The 22,929-nt window shown below is 40.5% G+C and carries 14 protein-coding genes and 1 pseudogene; 5 read left to right on the forward strand and 10 right to left on the reverse strand.

What is annotated here, in order from left to right:
• Positions 1-53 precede the first annotated feature (53 nt).
• The 6 genes from VXM68_RS20515 to VXM68_RS20540 all read right to left on the reverse strand — a co-directional run bounded on the left by VXM68_RS20515 (position 54) and on the right by VXM68_RS20540 (position 15,148).
• A complete protein-coding gene (locus VXM68_RS20515; protein WP_294182882.1) occupies positions 54-731 on the reverse strand; it encodes a DUF3823 domain-containing protein in 678 nt (225 codons plus the stop codon).
• A gap of 12 nt (positions 732-743) precedes the next feature.
• Entirely contained in the window at positions 744-2,591 is a 1,848-nt protein-coding gene (locus VXM68_RS20520; RefSeq protein ID WP_367209846.1) for a RagB/SusD family nutrient uptake outer membrane protein, read from the reverse strand.
• 1 nt (position 2,592) lies between these two features.
• Entirely contained in the window at positions 2,593-5,715 is a 3,123-nt protein-coding gene (locus tag VXM68_RS20525; RefSeq protein WP_294182886.1) for a TonB-dependent receptor, read from the reverse strand.
• Positions 5,716-6,054: 339 nt separating this feature from the next.
• Positions 6,055-7,770, reverse strand: coding sequence for a RagB/SusD family nutrient uptake outer membrane protein (locus VXM68_RS20530; protein ID WP_293954474.1), 1,716 nt, complete (start codon positions 7,768-7,770; stop codon positions 6,055-6,057).
• A 15-nt stretch (positions 7,771-7,785) separates the two neighbouring features.
• Positions 7,786-10,878, reverse strand: coding sequence for a SusC/RagA family TonB-linked outer membrane protein (locus VXM68_RS20535; RefSeq protein ID WP_367209847.1), 3,093 nt, complete (start codon positions 10,876-10,878; stop codon positions 7,786-7,788).
• Positions 10,879-11,131: 253 nt separating this feature from the next.
• Positions 11,132-15,148 (reverse strand): two-component regulator propeller domain-containing protein, encoded by a 4,017-nt coding sequence (locus VXM68_RS20540; protein ID WP_367209848.1) that lies wholly within the window; start codon positions 15,146-15,148, stop codon positions 11,132-11,134.
• A gap of 338 nt (positions 15,149-15,486) precedes the next feature.
• On the opposite strand from VXM68_RS20540, the gene VXM68_RS20545 reads away from it, so the two are divergent.
• On the forward strand, positions 15,487-17,778 hold the full coding sequence (locus VXM68_RS20545) for a family 20 glycosylhydrolase (RefSeq protein WP_367209849.1): 2,292 nt from the start codon (positions 15,487-15,489) through the stop codon (positions 17,776-17,778).
• A 132-nt stretch (positions 17,779-17,910) separates the two neighbouring features.
• On the opposite strand, the gene VXM68_RS20550 is transcribed toward VXM68_RS20545, so the two are convergent.
• Together VXM68_RS20550 and VXM68_RS20555 are read right to left on the reverse strand one after the other, a co-directional pair.
• A complete protein-coding gene (locus VXM68_RS20550) occupies positions 17,911-18,597 on the reverse strand; it encodes a class I SAM-dependent methyltransferase (protein WP_367209850.1) in 687 nt (228 codons plus the stop codon).
• Between the two features lie 164 nt (positions 18,598-18,761).
• Entirely contained in the window at positions 18,762-19,211 is a 450-nt protein-coding gene (locus tag VXM68_RS20555) for a protein-disulfide reductase DsbD domain-containing protein (RefSeq protein ID WP_367209851.1), read from the reverse strand.
• 315 nt (positions 19,212-19,526) lie between these two features.
• On the opposite strand from VXM68_RS20555, the pseudogene VXM68_RS20560 reads away from it, so the two are divergent.
• Both VXM68_RS20560 and VXM68_RS20565 read left to right on the forward strand, forming a co-directional pair.
• Positions 19,527-19,595 (forward strand): annotated as a pseudogene (locus tag VXM68_RS20560) (hypothetical protein); the annotation flags it as partial.
• A 115-nt stretch (positions 19,596-19,710) separates the two neighbouring features.
• Positions 19,711-19,863 carry a lmo0937 family membrane protein gene (locus tag VXM68_RS20565; protein ID WP_112376008.1) on the forward strand — a complete coding sequence of 51 codons (153 nt, stop codon included), beginning with the start codon at positions 19,711-19,713 and terminating at the stop codon, positions 19,861-19,863.
• An 85-nt stretch (positions 19,864-19,948) separates the two neighbouring features.
• Here the strand turns inward: VXM68_RS20565 and VXM68_RS20570 are convergent, their stop codons facing one another.
• Positions 19,949-20,455 carry a pyridoxamine 5'-phosphate oxidase family protein gene (locus VXM68_RS20570; RefSeq protein WP_367209852.1) on the reverse strand — a complete coding sequence of 169 codons (507 nt, stop codon included), beginning with the start codon at positions 20,453-20,455 and terminating at the stop codon, positions 19,949-19,951.
• A 178-nt stretch (positions 20,456-20,633) separates the two neighbouring features.
• Between VXM68_RS20570 and VXM68_RS20575 the strand changes: the two genes are divergently transcribed.
• Both VXM68_RS20575 and VXM68_RS20580 read left to right on the forward strand, forming a co-directional pair.
• Complete coding sequence (locus tag VXM68_RS20575) at positions 20,634-21,887, forward strand: putative DNA modification/repair radical SAM protein (RefSeq protein WP_367209853.1); 1,254 nt, start codon at positions 20,634-20,636, stop codon at positions 21,885-21,887.
• Complete coding sequence (locus VXM68_RS20580; RefSeq protein ID WP_367209854.1) at positions 21,887-22,645, forward strand: TIGR03915 family putative DNA repair protein; 759 nt, start codon at positions 21,887-21,889, stop codon at positions 22,643-22,645. Before VXM68_RS20575 ends, VXM68_RS20580 begins: the two co-directional genes overlap by 1 nt.
• Positions 22,646-22,686: 41 nt before the next feature.
• On the opposite strand, the gene VXM68_RS20585 is transcribed toward VXM68_RS20580, so the two are convergent.
• The gene (locus VXM68_RS20585) at positions 22,687-22,860 is read right to left on the reverse strand and encodes a hypothetical protein (RefSeq protein ID WP_209574955.1); all 174 of its coding nucleotides are present in this window, start codon (positions 22,858-22,860) and stop codon (positions 22,687-22,689) included.
• Positions 22,861-22,929 lie beyond the last annotated feature (69 nt).

A 22,929-nucleotide genomic window follows, 5' to 3' on the forward strand; every position in this document is an offset into this window, starting at 1 on the left:
CATGGGAATTTATCCCATGGCTTCGTAATCACGATCTGACCTATCATCAGCACCTATTTTAAAGGTATCTTTTGAACTGCAGTATAATAGTATTCTCCGGACACTGTCGACTTGACACCGATTCTAGCAAACACATAATCGAGGTTTTTCAAATTGTCCGGCAACTCTCCGACGATACTTATTGGTTGATCAAAAGTGACGTTAGCCAAGTTAGCCTCTACCCGAAGTTCTTGTCGCACTTGATCCGTTAATACCGATTTCCCTAAGTAGAGACATACAGCACCCAAATTTGCCGTCCCAACGATTCTGTTAATTGTAAAGTTAGCAGTAATTCTGTTACTATGTTTTTGATATGATTCGTTTATCACCGTGAAATAAGGTGTTACGGGCAGATCTATTGTTGTATTGCCTTTCACCTGTACGATGATTGTATCTGTTGCTTGTTGTAACCAAGGAGAATCTCCCATTCGGACCAATTTGTAAGTTCCATCAAATAAACTCGCAGAAAAAGTTCCATCCTGATCGAAGTAGACATTTATCTTAGACCGGAGTGGATATCCATCTTGCCATAATTCCAATTGAGGTCCATTATTTCGAACACCAATCGCTTTGCCTTCGTAAACAACACGGCCTGAAAGTGTTGACTTGGGTGCTTCAAAATTGTCATATTCGCATCCCACAATGACTAGGCATGCAAAAGCGACCAATAAGCTTAAAAAATTTATTTTCATGATACAAGTAGATTAATGGAATGGATTTCTAACAATTTTGGGATTTTTATTAATGACATCCTGACTAATGGAAGCATAATAATTAGCCATACGGAAAAAGCGTGCCTTTCTGAACCGAGCTGGTCTTACCCGCTCATAGATATATTTACCGTCATCTGGATGCCCTGGACGCACTACACGATAAGCATAAAGTCCATACACAACAGCGTTGCGATCATTTTCAGATCCGTCCCAAACTAAATGTGCCATACGCCACCTTTTGAGATCATAGTAACGATGATCTTCGAAAGCAAGTTCAACGCGGCGTTCATTACGGATAATATCCATGGTCAGATTACTAACACTATTCGCTGCAAATCCTGCACGCTCGCGCAGTTTATTGACATAAGTTGTTGCATCACCTGTTTGCCCTAGCTCAAATGCAGCTTCTGATGCATTGAGATAAATTTCACCAAGACGAAACCATGGCCACCAGTTAGCAGCGGACGTACCGCGTGTGCTGGCCGCCGGCGCATCACTGACAAATTTCCGAATATAGAAACCTGTATTACTTACATCCTGTGCATCATAAAGCGGACCGTCAAATCCAGTCCATAAACCTCCAGTTTCATAATTTTTTCCCAGTACAGGGGATGTCGTAAATTGGTAAGCGCCATTTTCCCAAACGGCCACGCCTGCTTGAATACTGACATCGCGGCTTTTGAAAGACGTTCCCGGATAAATCACTGTGCCATATAAACGGGCATCTTTATTTGCAAAAATATCACTGATATTTTGATAGGCAATATAAGCTCCTCCAGCAGTTTTATCGTGAAGTGTACCTTTGCTGCCATCTAAGTAATTAAAGCTTTCTACTAAGCTCAATGAAGGCGAAATTGTCGATGATGATTCATTATCTTCGGTCAAACTTCTAACAATATTGTCATAGGCAAAACGGTGAACTTTTAAGCTCACTGCAAAGTCTTTAGCAAAGATGACTTCTTTACCAGTTTTTTTATTGAGCATATCGTAAAAATTGGCCCCTTTGTCCGGATTGTCGTTATATAGTGCAAACGGACCACTCATAAGTTCCTTGGAAGCTTTCAGCGACTTGGTATAATACTCCGTAGCCATATTAGCCGGAATACCTATTTCTCCTCCGGCTGTCGTGATCGGTGAGGCCATCAGATTGTTGTATTTCGCAATCGATCCGGCATAGAGCATCGCACGGCTTTCCAGCGCCAGTAGTGTATACCTGTTAGCTCGAGTCCTGCTGTCTTTAAAAGCATCAAGATCATCCTTAATCTCTTCCAGTTCTTTATAAATGAAATCGTACACTTCATGTTCTTTGGCACGCGCCACCTGTAACGGCGTAGGGTCACCGCTAAAATCATAGATAAGTTGTGTAGTGACAATCGGAACTCCACCCATGCGTTTGACGAGTTCGAAGTAAACAAAGGCGCGGATAAAGCGTATTTCGGCTTTATACTGCTTGCGTTGTGCATCAGACAATTGTGTACTGAACTGATCGATATTTTCTAGGGAAAGATTCAGATCACGAATCAGTCCATAATCCCAATACCGACCATAGTCGTCGCCAAATTGGGAATCATTACGCCAGTTTTGATCGCGATGTCCCGACCACATCGCATCGTCCAACTCAGTCATTCCTCCCGTATTAAAGACACCATGCAAAGTCGGCATTCTGTCGTAATAATTGGCCACAAGTGAATTTAACAGCTTCGGATCATTCCAAAGCTGTGCATCTGTAATCAATGACTTTGAATCCCTATCGAACCAATCGTCATGCTTACAGCTATTCAACGAGCACAAAGTAAATAAAGCAATGCCTATATATGTAAGTTTAAATCGTAGTTTCATGTTAAAAAGTCATATTAAATCCAACCATAAATACCCTTTGCTGTGGATATACTACTGCTGCCCTCGCTTCGATCTCAGGATCAATCTGGTAGTCCTTGACATTGTCAAACGAAATCAAATTTGAAGCGTTGATATAGAACCGTATTTTTTCGGCCTTTACCTTTTGAATCCATGCCTTTGGCAGATTGTATCCAACCTCCAGGTTGCGGACACGCAGATAACGAACATTGGTCAACCAAAAATCACTATTTTCACTATTGGGACCCGAGTTGCCGTTACGAATCGCAGGATAGCGCCCTGGAATCCACTCGCTATTCGGATCATAAGGATCTTTGCGATGCCATCTGTCTTCCAGGAGGTAGGCTGGAGAGTTCCCCCCACCGTGGAAGGCATTACGTAATTCATAATCCTGAAACCAAGATTGCATCGCACCACCGGCCAGATCAATATTCAAGTTGATGCCTTTCCAGTCGAGGCCAATGTGCCCACCAAAACTCATCATCGGTGCCCACCCCGTCGGATACCCGATTGGACGTTGATCCATAGCATTGATAATACCATCACCGTTCACATCTTTATAAATTAAATCACCGGGGAGCTGTGTCCTATTGTTCTGACCATCATTATTGATCGGATGGTTGCGGATCTCTTCTTCTGATTGAAATCTTCCGACGACCTGATATCCCCACCATACTCCACCCCAGCGGTCTTCGATCGAGTTACGGTATTCATTCCACGAATTACTGAAACGGGGTTTATAGGTTTCTAGGTCACGATAACGTGAATAAGTCATGTTTCCACTGACAGTATAATTAAGCTCACCGATCTTATCGGTATAGGTAATGATACCCTCTGCGCCATAATAACCGTTCTTGCCGAGGTTTTCATTAGGAAGATCATAACCGATTTCAGCTGGTAATAGGACATCGTATCGTTTGCCAGGATAACCAGTACGGATAATTTTAAAGATATCTGCCGTCAATGTTAGCTTATTTTTCAGCAGCGTCGCATCTATACCCATGTTATAATTGGTGTTTTTAACCCAAGAGAGGTTACGAACTGGCAAACCTCTGGGCTGTACCCCGGGCACATAGGCTCCGTCTAAGACAGCACTTCCAGCCGCCCAATTATATCCGGCAAGGTAATCATGCATCCCCACCCCCTCTTCTAATCCTGTTTGTCCGATCGAACCACGGATTTTAAGGTCACTAACGACGGATTTTAAGGGTTTAAAGAATCCTTCATCCGAGATACGCCAACCTACCGATGCGCCTGGAAACAATCCCCAGCGTTTACCTTCATAATATTTAAAGGACCCATCATAACGGCCCAGGACTTCCAAAAGATACTTGCCCTTGTAGTTGTAGTTAATACGGCCAATATATCCAGCCCGAGCCTCGTAAGCCCATTCATCGGCCAAACTATTGAGCTCCGACAATCTTAACAACGGAATATAATTGTTTGAAGGATTTGCGCCCAATGCCTTATATGTCCGGTCCCAATCTGAACGCTCATAGCCCAGCATTCCTGCAAAAGTGTGATCGCCGATCTGCTTGTTGTAATCGATCTGGAACTGCGCAAAACGGGAAACAATCTCCCTCGTGGTATCGTAACGCCAGCCAGCATCACTTCCACCAGTACGCTTATAGGCATTATTTTCGTACCGATATACATCATAGGTATATTGGAAGCCTTCAAATTTATTGTTGGTATAATTGTAAGAAACAGTTCCTTTTGCCGACAAACCAAAATTTGTCTTATAGGCTGCAAAGAGATTTACATTTCCAGCAAGGTATTTATTGTCCTTATAACCGGCAATATCGCGGCTAAAGAGCGCCGGATTATAGGGAAAATCATTGGTATGATTGATATACTCCGGATTGTCATTTGCATAGGGGCCTACAGTCGGTCTATTTTTCATTATGGCCAGAATAGACGAAAAATATCCATCGCCCCCTGGTAAGCCTACATCCTGTGTTCCTTCATGTCGTCCTGAAATCTGCGTCCCTACTGTAAGTCCTTTGAGTACCTCAGCTTCCATATTGGCCTGGAAATTGGTCCGCTTATAATTGAAATCCTTGATCATTGCATCCTGATTGAGGTGGCCCAATGACAGGAAATAATTTGATTTTTCACTTCCACCGGTTACATTGGCATTGATGTATCGCTGTGGAATATTCTTACGGATCACCATGTCATAGTAATCATAGCCTTGGTAACCAGGCTCTGTCCCTGCCTGCCATTTTGCTAACTCCTCGGGTGTATAAATCGTCTTCGGGTCGCGGTTTTCATTCTGTGCGGCCTCAACCAATCCACGTGTGTATTGTTTCGCGTTTGCCATAGTGGGAAAACGTGTCAAATTTTGCCAGCCTTGGTAGCCGTTAATATTGATTTTTGCACTTTCTCCTTTTGCTCCTTTTTTGGTCGTAATCAATACAACACCTTTAGAAGCACGGAATCCATATACCGCTGCCGCGGCATCTTTCAAAATGGAAATACTCTCAATATCTTCGAGATTTAGCGAGTTAAAGATGTCTGCTCCGGAGCCATTCTGTGTACCAACCCAATCAGTACCTTCCTGACCTCCATAAGCAACCCCATCAATTACATATAAAGGCGAGCCCATATTTCGGATTTCGATCGCTGCACCACGACCGGGACGCGCGTCTTTGGCGCGCACTGAGATCCCCTGCACCTTTCCCGCCAGAGCCCCTGCAGTTGTTGTCGATGATGAACGTACAATATCCTCCGATTTAATGTTGCTTACCGCCCCCGTAATATTACGCTTGGACTGTTTACCATAGCCTACAACGACAACATCCTCCAATACATTTTCATCTGCCTCAAGCTGGATTTTTAAATTTGTTGTTCCATCCAATGGAACTCGACGAGTTTTATATCCAACAAATGACACTACGAGCGTTCCTTTGTTAGCATTCAGCTCAAATTTCCCCGATTTGTCTGTTGAGGTACCTTTCCCCCCCTCAAGAATGAGTACGCTGGCGCCAACGATAGGCTCGTTTGCTTTGTTGAAAACTTGTCCTGTAACCTTCTCCTGCGCATACAGCAATGTCGGCATCACGCTCAACATGGTGTAAAAAGAAGCAATCTTTAAGTTTTTCATAAATTTAAATACGAATTAAACAGTAAATAATACAATCTAGTCAGACAAGACAAAATGATGGTAAACTACAGTTTACTTTGGTTATTTCCTTTGCATCGTTGCCACCCTTATCTAGATTTATAATTGGATTTATAGTTCAAACTTAGCCGACTTTTCAGTACAACATCATATACAAATCCGTCAAAAAACATATAATTTTCGGTCAAAACCAACTTCGTAATCCACCTAATGCATATTTTCTATTTTGAAAAAGCTAATCTTGTTATAATATATATAAAAAATATCCTCTTGATTCTTCTTACAGAACCAAGAGGATGATTAACTTACTGAAACAAATAATTAATAGCCAGGATTTTGCTCCAATTGTCCATTTGACGATAATATCTCAGACCGTGGAATCGGTAGCCAATAGTGCTTTTCTTCAAATCGGCGTCCTGAAAGCGCTTCCTTGCGCGTATACGTAAAACCCTCACTATTTTTATCTATAGTAACGCCATAAGCGGGGATATTTTCTGTTACCATCGCAATCTTCCATCTTCTGACATCGTAAAAACGATGCTCTTCAAACGCTAACTCTACTCTGCGCTCGTAACGCACTTGCTTTCTAAATTCATCTTTTGACTGACCTATAGGAATTTCGGGCATATCGACAGATGGCCGTGTTCTAACCAAATTTAAAGCCTGTCTCGCTGTTAAGCTACCACCAGCAGGCAACACATCTGGACCATAAGCTTCATTTGCTGCTTCTGCAAAATTCAAAAGGACTTCCGCATAGCGGAAGTAATTCCAAGGTTGAAATCCCGCATTACCCCAAGGATTTTGAAGCGGATAAGCATCGTTCATAAATTTCCGCAGATAGTACCCTGTTTTAGAAGTATTCCAATTGTCAGTTCCTTGCGGACTATCTTGCCCTTTTGGTATAAATGTTTCCACGGCTCTACCCCTGTATAAAGCGCCATTGTATAAAATAGTCGCGTCAAAACGGGGGTCGCGGTTAACATAAGGATTTTTCGGATCGTAACCTGAAGCCGAGTTTACGCTGCCGTCCTCATTGAAAGGGGCTTTTCCATTTTTCATCTCATAGGCATCGACCAAGTTTTGGTATGGTGTATTTCCGCCCCATCCGCCATAGCCATTCGGTCCGTTGGCAATTTCGAGGTGCACGTGATTGGCATTTTTGGTGTAGTATCTTGCAAAAATAGTTTCTGGATTTCGATCTGTTAAAAACAACGATTGGTATCCGCCCGTGTATAGCTTGTACTTATTAAGGGCGATCACCTCCTGCGCTGCCTGGGCAGCGGCTGCCCAGGTTCCTACATTATACAATGGACTTGCAGCATACAAAAGTAATCTCGCTTTTAAAGCCATAGCTGCAGCCTTTGTGGCCCGCCCAGTGACCCAGGTTTTGTCGTTATTTTCAGCAGGCAGCTTTTCAATCGCTTCATTCAATTCCTTGATTACATAATCCATACCTTCTTGCATGGATTTTCTTTCAAAAAGACTTGCTTTGGTCAGATCATCCTTCAATCCATATACTGTATCTCCCACCAACACAACGCGTCCAAAATTTCGAATGAGATCATGGTACCTAAATGCTCTTATAAATTGGATCTCACCTTCCAATTGGCGCTTATGCAATGTACTCATCTGTATATTAGCCAAGACTTTTTTAGCGTAATTGCACTCACGGATACTTCGGTAGCTACGCCCCCAAAGCGATCCGGCAGCACCCAAATTTTCTGGAGACAATTGTCCTCGGGTAATAAGCCAGGTATTATCATCATTCGTATACATGGATTCGTCGGTCAGGGAAGACCACAGGGCATATTCAAATCCGCGACCGAAGCCCGGATTAGTACCATCTGCCTCATTGGATATTATTTTCTCACCAATATATCTATTGATGACAAAAGCTTCTAAAACGGCTGTATCTGTTTCAATCGCTTCTGTAGAAATACGATCAGTTGCTGTAACGTCCAACAAATTTTTGTTGCAAGCTGAAAAGATAGTCGTTCCCAAAGCCAAGGGCAGAAAATATTTACTTAAAGATTTCATCTGTTGTGTTCCTCCTTAGAATTTTAAATTTACACCTACATTAATAATTCGTTGCTGCGGATAAAATTGTCCGCTTCCGCTACTTCCCTCAGGATCATAATCCTTCACTTTTGTCCAAGTCAACAGATTGAATCCATTCGCGTAGAAGCGCAGTCCACCCAGTTTCCATCGAGAAAGAACCTCATGTGGCAGGGTATATCCTATTTCGACATTTTTTAAGCGTAGGAAGGAAGCATTATTCAACCAAAAGTTATTTCCATACAAGCCTCCGCTGACCGCCGAAGAAGCACGTTCGGGAACCATTGGATATGTGCCATTCGGGTTATTAAATGGATTAAATCGATTGTCGGCCCAACTGCTGTAGAAGTTCCCTACCGTACCAGATTCGGGAAGTACATGTTGGCTAACCCTGGCCTGTCCAGAAAATAATACTGCTGCATCAAAGTTTTTATAAGCCGCATTTAAGCTAAAACCATAGGTGATCTGTGGTATATTTCCATACTTTGTCCGCAGCATATCATCTGCGGTGATCTTACCGTCCTGATTATAATCCTCGAAAATTAAATCGCCTATTTGCGCACCGGGAGCTTGCGGAGATCCTTTAAGATCCGCCTCAGTTCTATTTAATCCAATCGCATTATAGAGCAGATAAGTTCCCAAAGGTCGTCCTGTCTGACGTTGGTAATCTAACGTTCCGCTTGCCTCGTCAATGAAGATAATTTTACTCTTAGCAAAGGTAAAATTACCCGACATTCCCCAGCTAAATTCTCCCGGTTTTTGATAAGACAAAGTTCCTTCAAATCCTTCGCTATTCACCTTGCCAATATTCTCCGAAGGGACTAATGGTTTGGAACTGCTCTCTTTATAGGGATTGACAATACCTGAAACTCCCGGAATCGATGCATTTCGTTCGGTCAGAATATCTGATCTCTTTTGTTTGAAATAGATGGCCTCTAGTGTGAAATTTTTAAGAAATTGTGCATTTAGTCCAACGTCAAGTTTCTTCGATACTTCCCAAGTGATATCAGGATTGGCTAATTTCGCTAATTTAACATTCGGCTCGATCTGGCTTTTCTCATCTAAAAGAGCGACTAGGCCATTTCCTACGAGTGTATAATTATCAAAATATTGGAATGCATCCACATTATCGTTTCCAAGGCTACCGTAGGAAGCTCTCAGTTTTAAGTCATCTAAGAATCCAATCTTGTCGGAAAACCAATCTTCTTTGCTGATTCGCCATCCAGCGGATACGGAAGGGAAGTAACCCCAACGCTTGTTTGAAGGAAAAATTGACGAACCATCAGCCCTGAGCTGTCCCTCAAACAAATACTTTTCGCTATAATTATACGCTATACGGCTAATAACACTTTGACGAGTGTAATTGTTGCTATATCCCGAGTTGAGATAATCTGTAGCAGCAGCTCCACCTTGGGATAATTCGGGCAATTGCGTAGACAGATAATTGAAACGCTGTGCGTCAAAATACTCCAAATGTCGTTTACTCTGCTCATATCCCACAAAGGCACTTATGGCGTGATCTCCGAATTTCCGTTCAAAATTCAACTTAATATTACTTGTAATCAACGACTCGTTCGTATGCGACTCAGTTAGTGTAGCTTTATTGTTGTTTCCGCCAACAATCGACTCCTCATAGCTATTTTTCTCTTGATTGTAATTATTTAAAACATACGGAACACTAAAATTCTTACTGAAATTAGTGGATTTATCTACTGAAAGAAAACCATCTACAGATAATCCTTCTACCCAAGGAAGTTGATAACTCGCTTTGAGGATACCGTTAAACACCTGCTTGGGATTGACCACGGTGCCACCTATATCTGTCACCATTAAAGCTGGATTAGAGCCTTCGATGCCCCGTGTAGGCAAGCCATTCGGATAATATGCACTAACTGTAGGGTAAGCACGGTAGATCGAACGGAAAATATCTCCAGCCGACGCAATCGGGAATTTGCGGTCTTCTTGTCTGCCCGAAAGCGATAGGCCAACCTTAAATCGATCGGTTATATTGGCCTCCAGATTTGTTCTAAAATTATATTGCTTATATTTCGTGACACCTTTTTTGTAGATCCCGTCTTGATAGACCGAGCCTAAGGACATAAAATAGCGGACATCCTCCGTCCCTCCAGCAATAGATAGATTTTGTTGACTTTGTAAGGCGGTATTTTTCAGCGCGACATCAGCCCAGTTGGTATTCGGATACAATAAAGGATCCGATCCATCCCTAAATTTTTGAATCTGCTCGTCTGAATAGATTTGGTTCATTCCACCTGAAGAGCTGTTACCATAAGCGATTTCGTTCCGCAATAGCGCATATGTTGCGGCATCCGCCATTTTGGGCAATCTCGTTGGCGAACTAAATCCAAGGTTTCCGCTATAGGTGATGGATGGCTTACCACTCTTTCCGCGTTTGGTGGTTACTAAAATTACTCCGTTAGCAGCCCTATTACCGTATATTGCAGCGGAAGCATCTTTTAGCACCGAAATACTTTCGATATCGTTTGGGTCTAGGCGCTCCAGACCTCCGATCTGCCCCGGCACTCCGTCAACAACAACCAGCACATCATTACTACCCGTTGTCGCTTGGCCCCGCACCGTGATTGATGAACCATCATATCCAGGCTCTCCACTACGATTGTTGATCACCACTCCCGAAAATCTTCCGGCTAATGAGTTGGACAGATTTGGCTGGGGACTTTTTACGAGATCTTTTCCCTTTACTTCTGAAATGGAGCCCGTTAACGTGGCCTTTCGTTGCGTACCGTAACCTACAACGACGACATCTTCCAATACATGTTCATCACGTTCTAACTGAATAGTTAAAGTTGATTTTCCATCCAATGGAATTTTTAAAGTTTTATACCCGACAAATGATACGACGAGAATACCTTTATTGGCATTGAGTTCAAACTTACCGGACATGTCTGTCTTGGTCCCTTTACCCGCCCCTTCAACGATAACACTTGCGCCAAGAATCGGTTCGTTTGATTTGTTCAAAACCTGCCCCGTAATTTTCCCTTGCTGTGCATATACCAATGTTGGCGCAACGCTCAACAAGGTATAAAGAGAAACAATTTTTAGGTTGTTCATAAAGTAATTATGCTAATTAAACAGTAAAAAATATAATCAGGTTAGAAAAGACAAAAAGATGTCACACCATGGTTTATAGTGGTTATATCAGCGGCATCGCTGCCCTTCCTCCCAAGATTTATAATTGAATTATAAGCCAAACTTAGCGAGTTTTACCGCACCAAAACATATATAAATCCGTCAAAAAACATATAATATTCGGTCAAAATCGCTGATTAAAATCACCAAGAGCGTATTTTTTGGCTAATGGAAGTTATTTCCCCTTTCCATCTGATTTTTGGTATTCGGACGGAAGTTTACCAAATTCTTCTTTAAAACATTGACGAAAATAAATAGCGCTATTGATACCGACCAAGAAGGAAACTTCAGTCACATTGTGATTTCCGGAACGAAGCAGTTCGGCTGCCTTATGTATCCGGATCTTACGTACCAGTTGATTGATATTTTTCCCTGTAATCCCTTTAAGTTTCCGATACAGTGTGGACTGGCTCATATGCATCCGTTCTGCTAGCGTAGCGGCGTCCAAAACTTCATCCTGCATATGCTCTTCTACAATAGTGATAAAATCCTGAACGAATGTATTCTCACGCCATAAATCATCTTTCTCAATCATTTCCCCTTTTAATTCCGACGGATTATCCGATTTTAACTTTTGCAATACAACGGCATTCATTGTTTTTTGCTTCTGCAGAAGATTTTCAATACGTTTCAACAATAACATACTCCCAATGGGCTTAGTCAGATAAGAATCAATCCCAAGCTCATAACCACGTTGTCTATCCACATCGGTATCTCTTGCAGTTAATAAAATAATTGGGATATGACTTGTCACCCGCTCTGCTTTGAGCTTTTCTGCCAAAACAAACCCGTCCATATCGGGCATCATGACATCACTTAACACTAAATCAGGAACGACAGCTTGAGCACGCTCAAAACCTGTAGCCCCATTCTCGGCCGTCTGTACATCATAATGATTGCTTAACACCTTCACCAGGTACTCGCTCAAATCCACATCATCCTCAACCAAGAGTATAAGCGGACGAATAGGATCAAGCGACGGACGACTTTCTTCCACATTTGACGCCGGCTCTTCAGATTTTTTGGCGACCACTCGATTTAATAAAAATCGAACTGACACTGTTGTTCCGACACCTTCCTTACTGACTACGCCTATCTTTCCTTGGTGGATTGCTGTTAACTCCTTAACTAAAGCTAAACCTATTCCTGTACCTTGAACTCCAACCTTGGAGATTTGATAAAATTTTTCAAAAATTCGTTCAATATCCTTAGCAGGAATACCACAACCAGTATCTTCTACCGTTAATACCGCCCAGTTGGCAAGATTGGTTTCCTCATATATTAGACTCAATCTGATATAACCTGAATCTGTATATTTATAGGCGTTTGATAAAAGATTATCGATAATCAATTGCATAATTTCGGCATCAAACAGCGTACGAGTTTCAACTTCTGGAAAATCCGATAATATTTGGAGCTGCGGCTTATTGTTTAGTGTTTTATATTTATGAATAATGTCGTTGAGCAAGTCACGTAAAGATCCGGATTCGAGTACCAAAGGTTTAAATTGTGATTCCACTTTGCGAAACTCCAGCAGCTGGTTAACCAACGTAAAAAGTCTATTCGCACTTTTCTGTACAGTCTGAACCAAACTTTTATTTTTTGCGGACAGTCCCCCTTCCTGTGATAAATCATCCAACGGCCCTAAAATAAGTGTCAATGGTGTGCGGAGCTCATGGGTAATTCGCGTATAAAAATTCATCCGCTCCGAGTGCAGCTGCTCATCCTGTTGATGCTGCCTCTCTTTGAGTTTCAATTCGGTTTCTGCTTTCATTCTTTTGAAGTAAAAGAAAATGAGTGTATAAACGATAAGCAGTATCAGAATTAAATAAACGATTTTAGCGCCTAAACTTAAATATATCGGCGGTGCAATCTTAATAAGCAGTCGCTGGTATGTCTTGGACCATTGCCCATTCTTCATCCGTGTCCGGATCAACAATTCATGATCCCCATATGGAATATTCCGAAAATCTAGATTCGTTTCATTCCCAAGGAAGATCCAATCATTATTGAGTCCTTGCAGTTGATAACTGAATTCAACCAATCCATCCAATGCGACATCCATTACGGCAAGTTCGACACGAAAGCTATTCTCCTTATAGTTGAGGTTAATCTCATTTTTAGGCGAGGGATACTCGTCTTGTTGGGTATTCGACTCACCGGATCGAAAAACAATAAATCGGCTTACCCGGACAGGCGATAACGGAAGATTTGAGGGGATCTCATTCGGATCAAAATAACATATTCCGTCTTGCATTCCAAAGAACAGCCTATTCTTCAAATCTTTTCCCACGCTACCATTAATAAACCCGCCAAGTGGTAGGCCAAATGACTGATCATATTGTAGAAAGCGATTTTCTAAAGGTAAGAACCTGAGCATTCCAGACTTCGTCGAACACCAGATGTGACCATTCTGATCCTCCGCTAGGCCATTGACAAACAGCCAGGCATTGCCGCCAGGAACGGACAATATTTTTAAGTCTCCAATTTTTTTCTGAGACTCCTGTAATGCCAAACCTTGGTTTGTTGCCACCCAAATGTTATTATTCCTATCACGCAAGAGATAGTTGATGGTATTATTTCGTAACCCATGCTCACTATCCATTCTTCGAATTAATTGATGATTGCTGTTGTAGATATAGAGGCCTTGTCCATAGGTACCTACCCACATATTATGCTGCCCGTCCTCGACTAGCGCCCTAGGGGCATAGTCACCTAACATTGGGTTATTAATCAGCACTTTTTCTACAGTATGTTTTATTGGATCATATATAAATATACCTTGATATCCAGCAATCCAAATTCCTCCGCGGTGATCTTCGTAAATTGCACGGACTTCTGTCACGCGCTCTCCAAGATCAATTTCATGCCATGTGGACGAGCCAGCATATCTAACAGCTACTCCACCTTTGCGTAAACCTGCCCAAACATGTTCATTGTGATCGCTAAAAGCAGTCAATATATAATCGTCCGGACTGCCGTCCTTATGCGTTATCTGTTTGTTCAAACGACCATCTGTACCCATCTCAATGATACCCGATCCTTCTGTTGTCAACCAAATTGTTTGGCTATTGCGAACGATTATATTACTTACTGTTGCTAGACGATCAGGCAGCATATTTTCTTCGGGGAATACATTAAAAAAAGGGTGAATGTGATTTATAACGCCGACACCGCCGCCATACAAGCCCAGCCAAACATTCCCAAATCGATCTGCTGCAATACGTTGGACCATTGCATTATTACCCTTTCCCAAATCGATAGTTTTCAACTCTTTAACGCCCGAGATTTGCTGATCAAAACCATATGCTGGTTGAAAAAGAAAAAGCTGAGATGATTCGGCGCCGATCCAAATTGTATTTCCAATTTCCTCAATCGTATATACAAATGGTTCATTTCCATTTTTTGATGCTCCTGCCAATGGTATATGCATAGTTTCACCTGTTGAAGGACAATAGACAGCAAGGCCTCTTCGGGTGCCTATCCAAATGTTATCGAAACGATCACAAAACAGGGCTTTCACTTCGTTGTCGGGCAGTTGCCCTTTGGTATTTTGAACAGTCAATCTTTTGGAAAATTGATTAATAGGATTAAATATGGTGACCCCTTCATTTACATGACCAATATAGAGTATCCTTTTTCTATCTTCAGCCAATGACCAAATACTATTTTCGGGAAGACCAGGGAAGCTCTTTTTATTGAAACAGCGAAATTCTTTCTTTGTGATGTCAAAATGCTGTAATCCCTGATGGTAAGTTGCCAGCCATAGATTGCCGTCCGAACCTTTGATCATATCGGTAATATCGTTGGTAGCGATAGACTTCGGATTATTCGAATCGTGTGTATAATAACTGAATTTATTGGTCTTCAGATCGAGGACATTGAGCCCATTGGCACGCGTACCTATAAAAACTTTTTTATTATCGTACAGTAAGGTATTGATTTCATTACTATTGACAGACAATCCATCTGGTTTCTCCGAAGCGTAATAGCTCCTAAATGCTTTGCCCGCAAATCGATTTAAGCCAAGCTCTGTCGCTATCCACATAAATCCTTCATCATCATGAGCAAGGTCCAATACCTGTTGATTGGTCAGACCATCTTGAATAGAAAAAAAATGGGCGCGACTAGGCTGCGCAAAAACTTGGCTCAAGTGCCACAGAAAAATAACGACAACTAGCAAATTTTTCATAGATACAACATTCACAACACCATAAAATCTAACTCCACATTTAACCACAGTTTACTTTCAATTGAGATACACTGCGCCCAGACAGCAAACAGCTCATTATCAAATTAGCAAACAGGTTAAAATATCAAAAATAAGGTGTATTACACAATATTTCCTCGTCCAAAGGTTATTTCAGCGCTAAATATACTATATTATTCATAAATGTCGGTTAAACATTTATAAATACAAATGAATTGAATTCGCAGCAGTAAAAGAAGCGTTTTGCGATCGAATACCTGAAATATTGGTATATTGCAGCTCATTCTAACATACTTGTGGATTACAAAAGATTACAATTTATGAATAAAATTCTATCAACCATTCTAATGTCCTGCGCCCTATACTTGCCGACGACAAACTTTGCGCAAAACAAAACTACTGTTCCGCAACTCATTCCATTTCCTCAACAATTAGCATCCAATCCTGGTCTTTTTCAGCTAAAGGGGCAAGAATTGGGTTACTACATCGATCCAGCTTTATCTTCTCAATCTTTATCAGGATGGATCGACCATGCGCTATTCGGGAAATTGAATAAAAAAAGCGTTAAGCAGGCTAGCGCTTCGCTGCAATTGATCAAAGGTCAAGGACTCTCCGATGAGGCCTATGAATTGAAAATAGATCAAAAAGGTATTCAGATCATTGCTGCTTCGGAAAAAGGAGCATTTTACGGCTTACAGACCATTCAGCAATTATATTTACTTTCGGGCACAACAGCTAAATTGGCTCTTCCATATATTACAGTGAAAGATCAGCCTGCGTTTCAATGGCGCGGAGTCGAACTCGATGTTGCCCGCCATTTTTTTCCAAAAGAGTATCTATATAAATTTATCGATCTAATTGCAAGCTACAAGTTCAACAAATTCCATCTGCACTTGACGGACGATCAGGGTTGGCGGATCGAAATTAAGAAGTACCCTAAACTTACCGAAGATGGTGCCTGGAGAACGTATAACAACCAAGATTCTGCCTGCTTTGCAAAGGCCAAAGAAAATCCAGACTTTAATTTGCCCAAGGAATTGATCCGCACAAGAAACGGAAAAGAAGAGTATGGGGGATTTTATACCCAACAGGACATCAGAGACATTGTCGCTTATGCGCAGCGCAGACAAATAGAAATCATTCCCGAAATAGATATGCCAGGGCATATGATGGTGGCTACAAAAGCCTATCCCGAACTGCTGTTAGACAGCCAAACCGCCGGCTGGGGAAAACAATTCTCCGTACCGATCAGCCCCTGGAAAGAAAGCAGTTATACTTTTGTTGAACATGTGCTCAGTGAAATCATTGAACTATTCCCCTCCCCTTACATTCATATCGGTGCCGATGAAGTAGAGAAAGATTCTTGGGCAAAATCGGCTGCTGCTAAAGCTTTTATGGAAGAAAAACAAATTGCCAATTTACATGATCTTCAGAGCTATTTCGTCAAACGGGTAAACAATTTTATCCGTTCAAAAAATAAACAGAGCATCGGCTGGGATGAAATATTGGACGGCAGCTCAGACACTAGCATGATGGTTATGTACTGGCGTGGCTGGGAAAAAAATGCACCTAAGGAGGCTGTGAACCGTGGGCACAGGGTTATTATGACGCCCACCAATCCGCTCTATTTTGATTATCTTCCAAATAGTAGCAGCCTAGATGCTGTGTACAATATGAGTGTGGTTCCTTCGGATATATCCAACCAAAAAGCACATTTAATACAAGGTGCTCAGGCCAATATATGGACAGAAATGATCCCCTCCACTGCGCGATTAGAGTTTATGATTCTCCCGCGTTTAAGTGCGCTATCTGAACGCGTATGGACCAACAAACCTTTATACGATAGCTATAGAAATCGTGTAATTTCCCACTTTGGACTCTGGGACAAAATGGGTTTGCGCTATCGCATGCCAGACCTCGAAGGTTTTGCCGAAACACAGGTGATTGTTGACGGACAATCTATATTAAAGGTCGCGAATGAACTTCCTCAAAATCCGATACACTATACCACCGACGGTAGTCTTCCGACCCAGCAGAGCCCCGCACTGAAAGATTCGCTCGTTGTAAAAAAAGAAGGTCCGATTCGATTTGCAACAATCTCGTCTTCAGGAGCAAAAAGTGAACTCTACCAAATTAATTTTAAGTATGATACCTGGAAAAAAAGTGTGAGAGTGGATGAAACAACATTGATACCAGGCCTTAAAGCAACTTTTTTTAATGGAACTTTTGCTAATACATCTGCTATTGCCGGTCCCGAAGTACGCCACGAAGTAATCAGCAATGTAGCACTAAGCGATACCATCAAAATACCTTCTTTTGGTGCAAAAATAAGAGGATACCTTTATGTCAAAGAAAAAGGAATCTATAATTTCTACTTCACTTGTGATGATGGTGGTGTCCTGCGGATACATGATCAGCTTGTCGTTGATAATGATGGACAGCATGCACCAATTATGAAAAGTGGACAGATTGCGTTAGAAGCCGGCTACCATCCAATTGCTGTAGATTTCATCGAAGCAGGCGGAGGATTCACCTTAAAACTTCAATATAGCGTGAAAGATTCACCGGTGATCGATATTCCCAAAGCATCCTTTTTCCATCAGAAAGATTAGTAAAATCGATATACAATTTAAAGTAGCATTATCCCCAGTGAAGTTAATAGCACTGGGGATTTTTTTATGTATAAGAAGCAAGCCCCGAACCTTCATTTTATATGAATGCGGGGCTTTCCTTCAATCCCTTTGCTACGAAAAGGAAATAATATCTTTTTTTCGGATTATCCACCCCATATAAATTGACGATTGAAAGAATCGAACAGGAGGTTCAAATCCAGCTTCTTCACAGAGCTCGGCTAATCGTTCTTCCGAGACATGCGACAATTCATGCTCGATTCTTCGCAATCTTTGAGCGACCTGTGTTTCATCTATCCCACCGGGCAGAAGAAGTCTCAACATTCGCAAGTTTTGTTGAATCTGCTCCTTATTGCCCGTAATATCTAATAATAACAAGGGTGCTTGTGACATCATTCTCTTGGAAATATCTTGGAGCATAGCCAATTTTTGGCCATTGTCTTCTAAAAAGTGTAATACAAGTAAAAGTGTCGCAGCACCATATTGCTTCTCTTCGTCCAAATCACCTACCACACCTTCGACAAGATGAACATTTTCGTCCGCTTCAAATTTTTCCAGAGCCTGACTAATCATCTCCGGTGACGGATCTACCCCCGTTATTGTCCAAGATTCTGCTGTGTCAACAAAACGTTCTATTTCATTTCCTGTGCCACATCCGACCACCAATAAATCCTTATTTTCGGTTTCTCGGAGGAGCTTAGGCAGCTGATCTAAAAAATAATGGTAATTGGGGATCCAGGTTTCAACAAATTGATCATAGCCACTTGCACGTTCATTTTCAAACAGTTCTATTGTATTCATGATAATAAAAATAATCGTTTAACTTACATAAGTAGAGATATACCCTATCTTGTTTCAATAGAAGCAAAGATAACTATTTAAAATAATTCTAAATAATATTTACTCATAGTCATCCATAGTGGTAGGTGAAGCATGCAATTGCTTTAAATTTGAATTGCTTTAGGCTATTTGACCGTTACAGCAAAAGCGTATTCATCTGGAGGAAGGCATTGTGAAGCATCACAAGCTTGCCATTCCACAGTAACTTTTACTGTCGCAGCTCCTTTAATAAGAGAAACTTTTTGTTGAAAGATAACTTCATTGGTAAAATACCCTACATCCATTTTGAAAACCTCTTCATGTTTGATCTTGGGTTTTGGTTCAGCTGTATTTCCGACTAGCGCATAATCAGTAGCTTTACTGAAATTAAAGGAAGTTGGTATCGGACCGCCATCTTTCACATGTTGGGAATAGATGTGCCAACCATTTTGGATAGTCGCCTTAACGTAAATAATTGCTTCCTTGTTATTGAGTTTTTTACTGGCCACAGTCCATTTAACGGATTTATGAATCTGAGCAAAAGCACCCGTAACGGAAAACATAACCAGGGCTACTAAAATTAAAATCTTTTTCATCTTTTATGAATTTTTAAGTTTATTATTTCATTGGCAGTACATCTGTCCAGTATACTCACTACAAGAGCCTGAACCTAAATACGCACATCAATATTCGTTATAAACAGAATAAAACACAACCATATCTCATTTAAGCGATAAATTTTTCAAAAAATAACGCTATATACCGCATTATTTTCATTTATAACCGTGCAATTTTCTCAATTTCAATAATAAGTTCAAAAAAACAATATGCATCAAACAATAGCTCAGGCTAGATCATACGCTTTGCCGATCAGGACACTCTAAGGAGTAATGTGGTAGCGCAAATGGACCTTATTCCGCTTGATACAATTTAATACCGCTTCGCCATATCAAAATGCAACCGAAAAAATCCGTAAATGAAAAAAACACAAATAAATAACAAATAGTAGGATGCAGTTAACGATTAAAAAGATTAAATATAGTAAACCATCGTTCGATAAATATTGTTATTCAATAAACATATATATTTATTACTATGGGAAATTTATTATATACTATTGCAGTTATTTTGGTACTCATATGGGCGATCAGCTTTTTCGGCGGCTTTGTTGGCGGGGGACTAATCCATATACTATTGGTCATTGCTATCATAGCAGTTCTCCTTCGTGTTATTAAAGGAAATGCGTAACGGGTTGGGACGTTGCTCAAGTCACAGAAAAGGCTCCTCAAAATTCAATATTGAGGAGCCTTTTTATACATTTGATATGAGCACACTATAGATTGAGATCTCCCTCTTTACCTATATCTTCTGTCTCGCCTGTTACTTTCGCTTTAAGCATTTTGAACAGGTTAACAATCATATTTGAATTTGAATCCCAGTAATGAGCTTCTTGAGGAGTAACTTTAAACAATTGAATATTTGGATCCTCTTTCCCTTTCTCAAACCATCCCTCCATCATCTTATTCCAATAACGATCTATCCTTTCTTGATCCCGGGAAAGACTCGCATCGCCATTTATACTGAGAAAGGTATAATTCCCAGGATCTGCATAAAACAAAGAAACTCTTGAATCTTGTGAAAGATTTGTAAATGTTTCGCTTTCTGCTGAACAGATGTACCAAATGTTACCTTCTTCATCAACCTCTTGTCTACTCATAGGGACACCATGTGGATAGTCCGAATCTTGTGGAAAAGAGCATACTGTACCTACGTCAATCTTATCAACGATTTCTTTTAGCTTTGCTAAAGCGTCTTTATCGCTTAAATTATTCTCTGCCATAATATTATTTTTAATAAAGAACAACATGCCCCCCTAAATCGTTTTCGATTTAACCAAATTCAAGCAATATATCTTAACTAAAAGGGTAGGATATTTTTAAATTAAAACACGTACTTCTACGCGGCTATTTTACTAATAATATTAGTATTTTTACAGATGTAAAAAGGATGGATTGATTATGTTTGGATTTGACGATAAACTACAAATACTAGCGGATGCAGCTAAATATGATGTCAGCTGCAGCTCAAGTGGAAGTAAGCGAAAAAATAATGGTGGTTTAGGTGATTCGTCAGCAAGTGGCATCTGCCATACGTATACTGAAGATGGACGCTGTGTTTCCCTTCTAAAAATCTTAATGACTAACTTTTGCATTTACGATTGCTCCTTTTGTGTGAGTCGGCGTAGCAATGATGTACAGCGAGCAGCATTTTCGGTCAAGGAAGTTGTCGAATTGACGATGAATTTCTACCGTCGAAATTATATTGAGGGACTTTTTTTAAGTTCTGGTATTTTTAAATCTGCAGATTATACCATGGAACGCTTAATGTTAGTGGTCAAGAAGCTTCGAACTGAAGAGCGGTTTAATGGTTATATTCATCTGAAGGCTATTCCTGGAGCAAGTGAATCTTTGTTAAAGGAAGCAGGTCTTTATGTTGACCGTATGAGTGTAAATCTCGAAATACCTACTGAAGCAGGACTAAAACTTGTCGCTCCCGAGAAGGATCATCAATCTGTTCGCGAACCGCTGACAATAATTAAAAATGAAATCCAAAATGTTCAGCAGGACAGAAAAACCAATAAAAAAATACCTTTATTTGTACCGGCAGGACAAAGTACTCAAATGGTTATTGGAGCAACACCAGAAAGTGATTTCCAAATTATGGAGGCTGCAAATACATTCTATAAAGATTATAACCTGAAAAGGGTGTATTATTCGGGTTACATTCCTATTAACGCAACGGACTCCAACCTTCCTCAAATTGGTACAGCTCCACCTCTGGTTCGTGAAAATAGACTTTATCAAACAGATTGGTTAATTAGATTTTATGGCTTTTCGCTTCATGAAATCCTTAATAGTAAACATCAGGACCTCGATCTGGAAATAGATCCTAAACTTGCTTGGGCTCTTCGCAACCCTCAATTCTTCCCTATCGACATAAACACCGCTACATATAGCTGGATCATAAGAATTCCGGGGATAGGAAGACAATCCGCTAGAAAAATAATACAGGCACGGAAATTTGGCAAATTAAAAGAATATCAAGTTCAAAAAATTGGAATAGCTTATAATCGAGCGAAATATTTTATGCTATGTCAGGACACATTGATCACTGCGGGCTTTCACTATCCGGAAAAGATCAGAAAATGCATTCTGGAACATATTCCCCAATCGCAAATAAAAGGTCCGAATAGCCAATTAACTTTATTCTAATGGACTATATTTTTGACGGCAGTTATTCCGGTTATCTGTGTTGTGTATTTGAGGCGTTTGAAAGGAAAGAGTTTGATAGTGTTCCTAAAACAGGAAAAGCGACGGAAATTGTTCTTTTTTCGGAAAAACGGCTGATTCCAACAGATAATAAGAAAGCGATACGCATTCTCACAGGGATGGAAAAAATAATTGGAAAGCAAAGTACGATTTTTTTCTACCATAATTTCCTGTCCGATAATGATATCGAATGGCTCAATGGATTTCGGCTGATAGTAGAACTATTTCGCAAAAAACAATTGGATATACATAATTATGGTTATCCCCCTATACTTCGTTTGCATCAATCAATTAAGAAAATCAATCGGGAACGGCACCGTATGAAAGCATTTATACGGTTTGTCAAATCTAATGACCATCTGTATACTGCCGTTGTAGAGCCCGATTTCAATGTGATTCCACTTGTTGTACAATTCTTTAAAAATCGATTCGCAAACCAATGTTGGTTAATTTATGATTTAAAACGAAATTATGGCTTTCACTATGATGGAAATACTATCGTCGAAGTATCTCCAAATGAAAATGATGAAATTCGAGATCCATATCAGATAGAAGTGGATCTCGATCCTCAAGAAAAGGCTTATCAGCATCTTTGGAAAACCTACTTTAAGAGTACAACCATTGAATCACGTAAAAATCTGAAACTTCATTTAAGGCATGTTCCGAAACGCTACTGGAAATATTTAGTAGAAAAGACATAGCTTTCTAAGCAAGTAAAGGATTAGAGATCAAATAATCATCATTATCTTGATCCACCAAACAATTTGCTTACCAACCAGATTACAAGAGCAACAACTACGACAACCAATAGAATACCAGACCATACGCCGGCTTTAAATATACCTTCAATCGCTGCACAACTTGATACGAGCACCAATAAACTTGACATCAGCGCAAATGGAATTATCTTTTTCATAAATATCTGTTTTAATTATTAATCTGTATTAAAGACAATATTCACATGAAAATGTTTTACAGCAAACAT

Origin of the sequence: Sphingobacterium sp. R2 (assembly GCF_040760075.1) — a bacterium.
GTDB lineage: Bacteria > Bacteroidota > Bacteroidia > Sphingobacteriales > Sphingobacteriaceae > Sphingobacterium.

Excerpts from the sequence above, each read along its gene's own strand:
- VXM68_RS20540 (WP_367209848.1), bottom strand. The coding sequence starts at position 15,148 with ATGAAAAATTTGCTAGTTGTCGTTATTTTTCTGTGGCACTTGAGCCAA.
- VXM68_RS20580 (WP_367209854.1), top strand. The coding sequence starts at position 21,887 with ATGGACTATATTTTTGACGGCAGTTATTCCGGTTATCTGTGTTGTGTA.
- VXM68_RS20565 (WP_112376008.1), top strand. The coding sequence starts at position 19,711 with ATGGGAAATTTATTATATACTATTGCAGTTATTTTGGTACTCATATGG.
- VXM68_RS20575 (WP_367209853.1), top strand. The coding sequence starts at position 20,634 with ATGTTTGGATTTGACGATAAACTACAAATACTAGCGGATGCAGCTAAA.
- VXM68_RS20515 (WP_294182882.1), bottom strand. The coding sequence starts at position 731 with ATGAAAATAAATTTTTTAAGCTTATTGGTCGCTTTTGCATGCCTAGTC.
- VXM68_RS20545 (WP_367209849.1), top strand. The coding sequence starts at position 15,487 with ATGAATAAAATTCTATCAACCATTCTAATGTCCTGCGCCCTATACTTG.
- VXM68_RS20570 (WP_367209852.1), bottom strand. The coding sequence starts at position 20,455 with ATGGCAGAGAATAATTTAAGCGATAAAGACGCTTTAGCAAAGCTAAAA.
- VXM68_RS20550 (WP_367209850.1), bottom strand. The coding sequence starts at position 18,597 with ATGAATACAATAGAACTGTTTGAAAATGAACGTGCAAGTGGCTATGAT.
- VXM68_RS20535 (WP_367209847.1), bottom strand. The coding sequence starts at position 10,878 with ATGAACAACCTAAAAATTGTTTCTCTTTATACCTTGTTGAGCGTTGCG.
- VXM68_RS20530 (WP_293954474.1), bottom strand. The coding sequence starts at position 7,770 with ATGAAATCTTTAAGTAAATATTTTCTGCCCTTGGCTTTGGGAACGACT.
- VXM68_RS20525 (WP_294182886.1), bottom strand. The coding sequence starts at position 5,715 with ATGAAAAACTTAAAGATTGCTTCTTTTTACACCATGTTGAGCGTGATG.
- VXM68_RS20520 (WP_367209846.1), bottom strand. The coding sequence starts at position 2,591 with ATGAAACTACGATTTAAACTTACATATATAGGCATTGCTTTATTTACT.
- VXM68_RS20585 (WP_209574955.1), bottom strand. The coding sequence starts at position 22,860 with ATGAAAAAGATAATTCCATTTGCGCTGATGTCAAGTTTATTGGTGCTC.
- VXM68_RS20555 (WP_367209851.1), bottom strand. The coding sequence starts at position 19,211 with ATGAAAAAGATTTTAATTTTAGTAGCCCTGGTTATGTTTTCCGTTACG.